A 10,839-nucleotide genomic window follows, 5' to 3' on the forward strand; every position below is an offset into this window, starting at 1 on the left:
AGCTAGTCTCTGCGAGGCATCCCCCCACCCCCCAACCCCTCCCCTAAAGGGGAGGGGCTTTTTTGGTTTAAACGTCAGCGCGACAAAAGCGAAAGCGAGTGCACTCATGAAACTCAATGAAATCCGCGACAATCAGGGCGCGCGTAAGTCCAAGATGCGGGTCGGCCGTGGTATCGGTTCGGGCAAGGGCAAGACTGCCGGTCGTGGCCAGAAGGGCCAGAAGAGCCGTGAAGGCGTCTCGATCGCAGGCTTCGAGGGCGGCCAGATGCCGCTCCACATGCGTCTGCCGAAGCGTGGCTTCAACAACATCTTCGCCAAGGACTATGCCGAGGTGAACCTCGGTGCGATCCAGGCTGCGGTCGACGCAGGCAAGATCGAAGCCGGCGCGACGCTCGACCATGACGCGCTCAAGGCCGCTGGCCTGGCGCGTGGCGGCAAGGACGGCGTCCGTCTGCTTGCCAAGGGCGAGATGACGGCTGTGCTCAGCTTCACCGTCGCCGGCGCGTCGAAGGGCGCGATCGAGGCGGTCGAGAAGCTCGGCGGCAAGGTCGACGTGATCCACGTCGTTCCGGCGGCCGAAAAGGCTGCCGCTAAGAAGGGCGTCAAGTATCGCGAGCGCAAGGCGCACAAGGAATCGTTCAAGGCTTGAACGCTTCGGGCCTGAACGCTTCGGGCCTGAGTTTCCCGAGCCGACGCCCAGCGCCGTCATTCCCGCGAAAGCGGGAATCCCGCTTCTTCTTCTGGCTACGGTAGAAGAAGAAGCGGGACCCCCGCTTTCGCGGGGGTGACGGGTGAGGGGGCGGACATCGCGGGAAATATGACCGCAAGGTTAGACAAGCCCGTTCGGGCCCCTATATGAGCGGCGGGGGGCGGTAACGCTTTCCGCCGTTTTTTGTTTCCTGACACCTGAGTTACCGGGACGATACGCAGCATGGCATCCGCAGCCGACCAGATGGCTTCCAGCATCAGCCTGTCGAAATTCGCACAGGCGACCGACCTCAAGAAGCGGCTGTGGTTCACCATCGGCGCGCTGATCGTGTTCCGCCTGCTCAGCTACGTGCCGCTGCCGGGGATCGACCCGACCGCGCTCACCGAGCTGGCGAATCGCACCAGCGGCGGCGTGCTCGATTTCTTCAATGCTTTCTCGGGCGGCTCGCTCAAGCGCGCCAGCCTGATCGCCTTGGGCGTCACCCCGTACATCACCGCCTCGATCGTGGTGCAGCTCGCGACTTCGCTGTCGCCGACGCTCGCCGCGATCAAGAAGGAAGGCGAGAGCGGGCGCAAGAAGCTCAACCAGTACACGCGCTACGGCACCGTCGCGCTGACGATCATCCAGGGCTATTTCCTCACGCTCGGCTTCGAGAGCCAGGGCGTGGTGGTCGATCCCGGCTTCATGTTCGTCGCGGGCTCGATCGTCAGCCTCGTCGGCGGCACGATGTTCCTGATGTGGATCGGCGAGCAGATCACCGCGCGCGGCATCGGCAACGGCATGTCGCTGATCATCATGGCGGGCATCGTCGCGAACTTGCCGACGACGCTCTACAACCTCGCGCAGGGTGGCCGCGCGGGTAACCTCAACGGCTTCACGATCGTCGCGATCGCGGTCGCGGTTGCAGGCCTGATCCTGTTCATCTGCTTCATGGAGCGCGCGCAGCGCCGCATCCTGATCCAGTATCCCAAGCGCCAGACGCAGCGCGGGATGCAGTCGGACCGCAGCCATCTGCCGCTCAAGATCAACACCGCGGGCGTGATCCCGCCGATCTTCGCCTCGTCGCTGCTGCTGATGCCGCTGACGGTGATGCAACTCGCGGGCAAGCAGGCGCCGGGCGCGAAGGAAACCTGGTACGGCGACCTCGTCATCACGCTCAACCAATACCTGCAGCACGGCAGCCTGGTATACATGCTGCTCTACGGCGCGGGCATCGTGTTCTTCTCGTTCTTCTACACCGCCGTGGTGTTCAATCCCGAAGAGACCGCCGACAATCTCAAGCGGCACGGCGGCTTCATCCCCGGCATCCGCCCGGGCAAGAACACCGAGAACTATTTCGACTACGTCCTGACGCGCATCACCGTGATCGGTGCTGGCTATCTCGCGATCATCTGCCTGTTGCCCGAATATCTCGTTTCGGCGCTGGCGATCCCGTTCTACCTTGGTGGCACTAGCCTCCTGATCGTGGTCAACGTAACGATGGATACGGTGACGCAGATCCAGAGCCATTTGCTCGCGCATCAATATGGCGATCTGATCAAGAAGGCGAAGCTGAAGGGCGGGCGTCTGCGCTAAGCGCGATGCCGCCAAAGAGCGGGTCGAAGAGGGGATTGTGGCGTGAATATCATTCTGTTGGGGCCTCCGGGCGCGGGTAAGGGCACCCAGGCGAGCCACCTCGAGGCGACGCGCGGCATGATCCAGCTCTCGACCGGCGACATGCTGCGCGCGGCGGTGAAGTCGGGCAGCCCGGTTGGTTTGCAGGCCAAGGCCGTGATGGACGCGGGCGAGCTTGTTTCCGACGCGATCGTTTCGGGGATCATCGACGAAAAGCTGGCTTCGCTCGATCCGGCACAGGGCGTGATCTTCGACGGTTATCCGCGCACTGCGGCGCAAGCCGAACAGCTCGACACGATCCTGGCCGGCCGCGGCCGTACGCTCGACACGGTGATCGAGCTCGAGGTCGACGAGGACAAGCTCGTCGAGCGGATCGTCGGCCGTTACACATGTGCAGTGTGCGGTGCCGGCTATCACGACCATTTCAAGCAGCCCAAGGTCGCCGGCACGTGCGACGTCTGTGGCAGCCACGAGTTCAAGCGCCGTCCCGACGACAATGAGGAAACCGTGCGCACGCGCATGGCCGAATATCGCGCGAAGACCGAGCCGATCATCCCGATATACCAGGCGCGCGGCCTGCTCGGGCGCGTCGATGGCATGGGCGAGATCGGTGCGGTGACCCAGGCAATCGAAGCGATCCTCGACGCCGCTTGACCGCGCTGCGGCTGCGGCGGTCGTTAAATATCCCGAATGACGATTTCGTCACCTCGGCGTCACCGCCGTGGCAGTCGTACCGCGCCATAAGGCGGGCATCGCCGGATGCACGCGGCGGGAAGATTTGACGAGATCGGCACTCGCACTCCCGGGAGTGTCGTTGGCTGGCGGAAGGCTTGCTTTCCGCCGGCCTCATTTCATTCTAGGCACGAGGAAACCGCCCGGAATGCCACCTATGTCCCGCAAGATCCTGATCGTCGAAGACGATGCCTCGACCGCTGCCTACCTCGCCAAGGGGCTGGGGGAGGCGGGCTATGTCGTCCAGACCTGCGGCGATGGCCGCGACGGGCTGTTCCTGGCGAGCGAGGGCATTTTCGACCTGATTGTCGCGGATCGCATGTTGCCCGGGCTCAACGGGCTGGCGATGCTCGGCGCGATCCGCGCCGCGGGCGTCGCGACGCCCGCCTTGATCCTCTCCGCGCTCGGCACCGTCGATGACCGGATCGACGGGCTGAACGCCGGCGCCGACGATTATCTGGTAAAACCCTTCTCCTTCGCCGAACTGACCGCGCGGATCGATGCGATCTTCCGCCGGGTCGATCGCGGCGGCACCGAGGGGCAGCCGACCAAGCTCTCGGTCGGCGATCTCGAGATCGACCTGCTCGCGCGCACCGTGGTCCGTCAGGGCCGCGTGATCGCGCTCGGCGCGCGCGAATTCAATCTGCTCGAATATCTCGCGCGCCACGCCGGACAGGTGGTGACGCGCACGATGATGCTCGAGAAGATCTGGAACTATCATTTCGATCCGGGATCGAACGTCGTCGATGTGCATATCGGGCGGTTGCGGCGCAAGCTCGAGGAGGGCTTCGCCGCGCCGATCCTGCACACCGTGCGCGGCGCGGGGTATCGGTTGTCGACCGAACCTTGATCCGGCTTTCGGTCACCGCGCGGATTGCGTTGCTCGCGATCGGGCTGGCGCTGATCTCCAACCTCGTGCTCGTCGGCTTCGTCTGGAAGCTCGTCCACGACGATGCGATCGACGCGGTGCGGCGCGATACGATCGAGGAATCGGACGCATTGGTCGCGGTGTATCGCACCGGCGGCCTTCCCGCGCTCGGCCGCGCGATCGAGGATGCGCAGGCACCGAGCGATCCGACGCGGATCGTGATGGTCGTCGCTCCCGATGGGCGCCGCCTGGCGCAGGTGGGGCCGACGATCGGCCATGTCGGACGTGCCGCCTCGATTGGCTTCCATATCGGCCAAGTCGGTGATTCGCGGCCATGGTCCGAGCGTGAGGCCGGCTATGCGGTGCGGCAGATCGGCGCCAACCGTCTCGTGAGCGGCCATTTGCTCGATGACTGGCAGGAGGAGCAGCGCGGGATCGAGCGCGCGCTGGCGGCGGCGACGTTACTGTCATTGGCGCTTGGCATCGGCGGCGGGCTGGTGGTGACACGCTATGTCGGGCAGCGGCTCAATCGCGTTACCGATGTGATCGAGGGCGTCGCCGAGGGCGATCTGTCGCGGCGGGTGCCCAATGCCGCGAGCGGCGGGGATGCGTTCGATCGACTCGCGCTGCGGCTCAACGCGATGCTCGACAAGACCGAGCGGCTGATGACGGAGTTGCGGATCGTCACCGACGGGCTGGCGCACGATCTGCGTTCGCCGCTCGCACGGCTCCGCGCCAAGGCCGAGGCGGCGGTACTGCAGGCCGATCCGGCGCAGCGCGAGGCGGCGATGGGCGGGCTGCTGATCGAGACCGATCTGGTGATGCGGATGCTCTCGACGATGATCGAGATCACGCGGGCCGAGTCGGTGCCGCGCGACCGGCTCGCGCCGATCGATCCCGCCGCGCTGATGGAGGAGATCGCCGAGTTATACGCGCCGGTGGTCGAGGATGCGGGGATGCGCTTCGAGGCAGTGATCGCCGCTTATCCGCCGCGCATCGTGCTGCACCGCGAATTGCTGACCCAAGCGCTCGCTAACCTGATCGACAATGCGCTGCGCCATGCAGGCGCGGGCGGGGCAATTACGCTGCGCTTAGCGATCGTGGCGGGCGAAGCGCGCTTCCAGGTCGAAGATCGCGGGCCCGGCATCGCCGAGGCCGACCGCGCGCAGGCGCTCCGCCGTTTCGGCCGGCTCGACAGTGCGCGCAGTCTGCCGGGGGCAGGGCTGGGGATGGCGCTGGTCGAAGCAGTCGCGCGGTTGCACGACGGGCGGATTGCGCTGGGCGACAATGCTCCGGGGTTGGTGGCGGCGATCGTGGTGCCGGTTACGTTGTAGCGCGTAGCGAACGGGTGTATGCTTTGCCCATGAACGTACAGTCCGTCCTGTCCGAGCAATCGATCGAACCGCATAAGATCGGGTTGCGCGTGGAGGACTTTATCCTCCTTCAGGAGAGCGGTTCGTTCAATGCGTTTGCCAAGGCCGAGTTGATCGACGGGGATATCTACACCGTGAACGCGATCCATCGGCCGCATGCCGGCATCTTGGCGGATCTCAGCGCCGATCTCGTCTATGCGGTCCGGGCATCGGGACTGGCCCTCAAGGTCTATACGCCCGTTTCGACCAGGCTCGACGATTACAATCTGCCCGAGCCCGATCTGGTGATCGCGATGATCGAGCCTGAAGCGCTGGTCACGGGGCGCTCTGTCCGGCTGGCCGTAGAGGTGTCTGCGAGTTCGCTCGATTTCGATCTCGGCCCGAAGGCGCGGCTTTATGCGCGAAGCAGCATCCCGGAATATTGGGTCGTCGATGTGGCAGGACGCAGCATAGTTCAGATGACGGCGCCGAACGAAGGTGTGTATAGCGCTATCCGCGACACCCCTTTTGGCGATCGCATAACCTTGATCACCATCCCGCAGATCGCGATCGACACCACAGCCCTCGCTTGACACCGACCGACTCGGCCGTTAACGCGCCTCTATTCCGAAACACCGGTCTCCGGCGGCGCTGTTTGCGTGCGCCGGTGTCGTGCGTTACGGTATTCAACGCGTCGAGATGGGGTTTGCAGCCATGCAGCCCCGTGGAGCAGGAGAAAAAGTTCATGGCACGTATCGCCGGGGTCAACATCCCGACCAACAAGCGCGTCGTTATCGCGCTCACCTACATCCACGGCATTGGCAACACCAAGGCCAAGGAAATCGTCACCAAGCTGAACATCCCGATGACGGCACGTGTGCAGGACCTGACCGATCAGGAAGTGCTCCACATCCGCGAGGCGATCGACGCCGACTACACCGTCGAAGGCGATCTGCGTCGCCAGGTCGCGATGAACATCAAGCGTCTGATGGATCTCGCCTGCTATCGTGGCCTGCGCCATCGCAAGGGCCTGCCGGTCCGCGGCCAGCGCACGCATACCAATGCGCGCACCCGCAAGGGCAAGGCTAAGCCGATCGCCGGCAAGAAGAAGTGAGCTTGAGCCGCGGGTGACCGCGGCTCGCTCCTCGTTCAGGATTTAGGATTTCAAAATGGCACGTGAACCACAGCGCATTAAGCGGCGCGAGCGCAAGAACATCACCTCGGGCGTCGCCCATGTGAACGCAAGCTTCAACAACACCATGATCACGATCACCGATGCCCAGGGCAACGCGATCTCGTGGTCGTCGGCCGGCGCAATGGGCTTCAAGGGCTCGCGCAAGTCGACTCCGTACGCGGCGCAGGTTGCAGCCGAAGACGCCGGCAAGAAGGCCGCCGAGCACGGCGTCCGCACGCTCGAAGTCGAAGTGAAGGGCCCGGGTTCGGGCCGTGAGTCGGCGCTTCGCGCGCTGCAGGCGGTCGGTTTTCAGATCACTTCGATCCGCGACGTGACCTCGATCCCGCACAACGGCGTGCGCCCGTCGAAGCGTCGTCGCGTCTGATTTCTCTCGGGCGTGCGCGGTTGATCGCGCTGCACGCCCGGGATCCGTAATTGGTCGGCATTGCGCAGTGCCGGCCCAAAACCAAGGGATAGCCTATGTCCGTCAATGCAAAGAACTGGCAGGAACTGAAGAAGCCGTCCGGCCTCGAGAAGAAGTCCGGTGATGGCAAGCGCAAGGCAACCTTCGTCGCCGAGCCGCTCGAGCGGGGCTTCGGCCTGACGCTCGGCAACGCACTGCGCCGCGTGCTGCTGTCGTCGCTGCAGGGGGCAGCGGTCACCTCGATCAAGATCGAGAACGTGCTGCACGAATTCTCGTCGCTCGCCGGCGTGCGCGAAGACGTGACCGACATCGTGCTCAACGTGAAGCAGATCGCTTTGCGCATGCAGGGCGAGGGGCCCAAGCGCCTCCAGCTCTCGGCAACGGGTCCGGGCGAAGTCAAGGCCGGCGACATTGCGGTGTCGGGCGACATCGAAGTGATGAACCCCAACCTCGTGCTGTGCCACCTCGACGAGGGCGCGACGCTCAACATGGAATTCACCGCTGACGTCGGCAAGGGCTATGTCGCTGCCGTCGCCAACCGTCCGGCCGATGCGCCGATCGGCCTGATCCCGGTCGACGCGCTGTATTCGCCGGTCAAGCAGGTGAGCTACAAGGTCGAGAACACGCGCGTCGGGCAGGAGCTCGATTATGACAAGCTCACGCTGACGATCGAGACCGACGGCACGATCACCCCTGAGGACGCCGTCGGCTATGCCGGTCGCATCCTGCAGGACCAGCTCGCGCTGTTCGTTCACTTCGACGATTCGTCGGTTACGCGGTCGGCGCCGATCGGTCACGCCGCTCCGGCTGCTGCGGCAGGCGAAGTGTCGGGCGACACGCAGCAGATCAACCGCTATTTGCTCAAGAAGGTCGACGAGCTCGAGCTTTCGGTGCGCAGCGCCAACTGCCTCAAGAACGACAACATCATCTATATCGGCGATCTGGTCCAGAAGACCGAAGCCGAGATGCTGCGCACGCCGAACTTCGGCCGCAAGTCGCTCAATGAGATCAAGGAAGTGCTGTCGAGCATGGGGCTCCGTCTGGGCATGGAAATCCCCGGCTGGCCGCCTGAGAACATCGAAGAGATGGCCAAGAAGCTCGAACAGGAAATCATGGGGTAATCGGTTCGGGCCGGGGTTTTTTCGGCTCGACACGATCCCTTCGCTGTCATCCCCGCAAAAGCGGGGATCCCGCTTCTTTCGAGGCGGGGCGGCAGCGGGACCCCCGCTTTCGCGGGGGTGACGGACTATAGGGTGGGCCACCGTCCCCACCTGGTCTGGGGTACCTCACACGGCCCCCTAACGAACGAAGGAAGTCTCCATGCGTCATCGCGTAGGCGGTCGTAAACTGCAGCGTACCTCGGCACATCGCATTGCGCTGTTCCGCAACATGTCCGCTGCCCTCATCAAGCACGAGCAGATCACCACCACCGTCGCCAAGGCGAAGGAACTGCGCCCGTACATCGAGAAGCTGATCACGCTCGCCAAGAAGGGTGGCCTCAGCAACCGCCGCCTGGCGCACGCTCGGCTGCTCGACGACGCGCAGCTGATCAAGCTGTTCGACGTTCTGGCGACGCGCTATGCCGATCGCAACGGCGGCTACACCCGCGTGATCAAGGCCGGCATCCGCATGTCGGACGCTTCGCCGATGGCGGTCATCGAATTCGTCGACCGCGACGTGAGCGCCAAGGGCCAGGATTCGGGCCCGGTGATCATCGACGGCGAGTATGACGAGGCCGCATAAGCCTTAGCTGCTTTGCAGGTTGAGAAAGGAGTCGCGCTCGGTAGAGTACGGCTCCTTTTTCGCGTTTGGAGCCCTACATGCGCTTGACCCTGCCGCTGATCGCTCTCGTTCTCGCGGCCCCCGCGCAACTACAGGCCCAAAGCATGAAATATCCCGAGACCCGCCGCGTGCCCCAGGTCGACGAACAGTTCGGCGTCAAGGTCGCCGATCCGTATCGCTGGCTCGAGAACGACGTGCGGACCGATGCCGAGGTGGCGAAGTGGGTCGCCGACGAGAATGCGGTTACCAACGCCTATCTGGCGACATTGCCCGGGCGCGACATCTTCGCGGCGCGGCTCAAGCAATTGCTCAATTACGAGCGCTTCGGCGTCCCGGTGAAGAAGGGCGGGCGCTATTTCTACACGCGCAACGCCGGGTTGCAGAACCAGGCGGTGCTCTATGTGCGCGGCAGCCTGAACGGCGACGGCCGCGTGCTGGTCGACCCCAATACGTGGTCGAAGGACGGCGCGACCGCGCTGGCCGAATGGACGCCCTCGGAAGACGGTCACAAGCTGCTCTATGCCGTGCAGGATGGCGGCACCGACTGGCGCGCCGTCAAGGTGCTCGACGTCGCGAGCGGCGTGATCAGCGACCAAATCGACTGGGTGAAGTTCTCCAGCCTGTCCTGGGCGAAGGATGGCTCGGGCTTCTATTATTCGCGCTTCGCAGCCCCCGCCGAGGGCGCCAAGTTCCAGGCGCTCAACGAGAACCAGCAGGTCTATTTCCACAAGCTCGGCACGCCGCAGAGCGCGGACCCGCTGATCTACGCGACCCCCGACCGGCCCAAGCTGGGCCATGGCGCGATCGTGACCGACGACGGGAAATGGCTCGTCATCACGACGCATGAGGGCACCGACAATCGCTACGAGATCACCGTGATCGATCTCACCGCGCCCAAGCCTTCGCCGCGCACGATCTTCAAGGGGCTGCAGAACCAGTGGACCTTCGCCGGCAATGTCGGCGGCAATTTCTATTGGCTGACGAACAAGGACGCGCCACGCCTCCGCGTCGTCGCGACCAACCTCTATGCGCGCTCGGCCGAGGTGCCCGAGCATGAGGTCGTGCCACAGGGCAAGGACGTGCTCGACGGCGCGTTGATCGTCGGGGGCAAGCTGCTGCTGTCCTATCTCGCCGACGTGAAGAGCGAGGTCCGCCGCTACACGCTCGACGGCAAGCCCGATGGTGTCGTGCCGCTGCCGGGTATCGGCGATGTCGGCGGCTTTGGCGGCGACCCCGACGATCCCGAGACCTTCTACGCCTTCACCAGTTTCGCCACGCCGACGACGATCTATCGCTACGACGTGAACACGGGCAAGGCGACGCCGTGGGCCGCGCCCAAGGTCGCGTTCGATCCGTCGCGCTATGCGGTCGAGCAGCGATTCTATGCCTCGAAGGACGGCACCAAGGTCCCGATGTTCGTCGTCAAGCGCAAGGACGTGACCGGCCCCGCGCCGACCTTGCTCTACGCCTATGGCGGCTTCAACATATCGGTGACGCCGGCCTTCTCGGCGACGCGGATCGCGTGGCTCGAGCAGGGCGGGGTGCTCGCGGTCGCCAACATTCGCGGCGGCGGCGAATATGGCAAGCCGTGGCATGACGGCGGACGGCTCGCCAACAAGCAGAACGTGTTCGACGATTTCATCGCGGCGGGCGAGTATCTCAAGGCGCAGCACATCACCGGGGCGGACCAGTTGGTCATCCAGGGCGGGTCGAACGGCGGCCTGCTGGTCGGCGCGGTGACCAACCAGCGGCCCGATCTGTTTGCCGCGGCGCTACCGGCGGTGGGGGTGATGGACATGCTGCGCTTCGACCGCTTCACGGCGGGGCGCTATTGGGTCGACGATTATGGCTATCCGTCGAAGGAAGCCGATTTCAAGACGCTCTATGCCTATTCGCCGTATCACAATATCCGGCCGGGCAAGCCGTATCCGGCGATCCTCGCCGAGACGGCGGATACCGACGATCGCGTCGTGCCGGGGCATACTTTCAAATATACCGCGGCGCTGCAGGCCGCCGATCTCGGGCCGAAGCCGCGGCTGGTGCGGATCGAGACGCGTGCGGGACATGGCTCGGGCAAGCCGACCGACAAGGTGATTGCCGAGACGGCGGATGCCTGGGCGTTTGCGGCGAAGTGGACGGGGTTGGCGGTGAAGCCGGTAGAGTAGACCTCTTCTTAGCCCCTCC

General features: G+C 64.5%; 11 protein-coding genes. All 11 read left to right on the forward strand.

Annotation, left to right across the window (positions count from 1 at the left end):
- The first annotated feature begins 106 nt into the window (after nt 1-106).
- The gene (gene rplO, locus RH90_RS10250) at nt 107-649 is read left to right on the forward strand and encodes a 50S ribosomal protein L15 (RefSeq protein ID WP_010185512.1); all 543 of its coding nucleotides are present in this window, start codon (nt 107-109) and stop codon (nt 647-649) included.
- Nucleotides 650-931: 282 nt separating this feature from the next.
- Nucleotides 932-2,284, forward strand: coding sequence for a preprotein translocase subunit SecY (gene secY, locus RH90_RS10255; RefSeq protein ID WP_010185513.1), 1,353 nt, complete (start codon nt 932-934; stop codon nt 2,282-2,284).
- A gap of 42 nt (nt 2,285-2,326) precedes the next feature.
- Entirely contained in the window at nt 2,327-2,977 is a 651-nt protein-coding gene (locus RH90_RS10260) for an adenylate kinase (RefSeq protein WP_010185514.1), read from the forward strand.
- A 235-nt stretch (nt 2,978-3,212) separates the two neighbouring features.
- Nucleotides 3,213-3,905 carry a response regulator transcription factor gene (locus RH90_RS10265; protein WP_010185515.1) on the forward strand — a complete coding sequence of 231 codons (693 nt, stop codon included), beginning with the start codon at nt 3,213-3,215 and terminating at the stop codon, nt 3,903-3,905.
- Nucleotides 3,902-5,257, forward strand: a complete 1,356-nt coding sequence (locus RH90_RS10270) for a sensor histidine kinase (protein WP_010185516.1) — start codon at nt 3,902-3,904, stop codon at nt 5,255-5,257. The genes RH90_RS10265 and RH90_RS10270 overlap by 4 nt, the downstream gene beginning before the upstream one ends.
- An 89-nt stretch (nt 5,258-5,346) precedes the next feature.
- Nucleotides 5,347-5,868: a Uma2 family endonuclease gene (locus RH90_RS10275; protein ID WP_198283402.1), complete on the forward strand. Its 522-nt coding sequence runs from the start codon at nt 5,347-5,349 to the stop codon at nt 5,866-5,868.
- A 152-nt stretch (nt 5,869-6,020) separates the two neighbouring features.
- Entirely contained in the window at nt 6,021-6,389 is a 369-nt protein-coding gene (gene rpsM, locus RH90_RS10280; RefSeq protein WP_010185518.1) for a 30S ribosomal protein S13, read from the forward strand.
- Nucleotides 6,390-6,444: 55 nt separating this feature from the next.
- Complete coding sequence (gene rpsK, locus RH90_RS10285; RefSeq protein ID WP_010164557.1) at nt 6,445-6,834, forward strand: 30S ribosomal protein S11; 390 nt, start codon at nt 6,445-6,447, stop codon at nt 6,832-6,834.
- Nucleotides 6,835-6,929: 95 nt separating this feature from the next.
- The gene (locus tag RH90_RS10290; RefSeq protein WP_010185519.1) at nt 6,930-7,994 is read left to right on the forward strand and encodes a DNA-directed RNA polymerase subunit alpha; all 1,065 of its coding nucleotides are present in this window, start codon (nt 6,930-6,932) and stop codon (nt 7,992-7,994) included.
- A gap of 199 nt (nt 7,995-8,193) precedes the next feature.
- Nucleotides 8,194-8,616 carry a 50S ribosomal protein L17 gene (gene rplQ / locus RH90_RS10295; RefSeq protein WP_010185520.1) on the forward strand — a complete coding sequence of 141 codons (423 nt, stop codon included), beginning with the start codon at nt 8,194-8,196 and terminating at the stop codon, nt 8,614-8,616.
- Between the two features lie 77 nt (nt 8,617-8,693).
- Entirely contained in the window at nt 8,694-10,820 is a 2,127-nt protein-coding gene (locus tag RH90_RS10300; RefSeq protein WP_010185521.1) for a prolyl oligopeptidase family serine peptidase, read from the forward strand.
- Nucleotides 10,821-10,839 lie beyond the last annotated feature (19 nt).

The sequence above is a fragment of the Sphingomonas sp. PAMC 26605 genome (assembly GCF_000241485.1).
Classification (GTDB): Bacteria; Pseudomonadota; Alphaproteobacteria; order Sphingomonadales; family Sphingomonadaceae; genus Sphingomonas.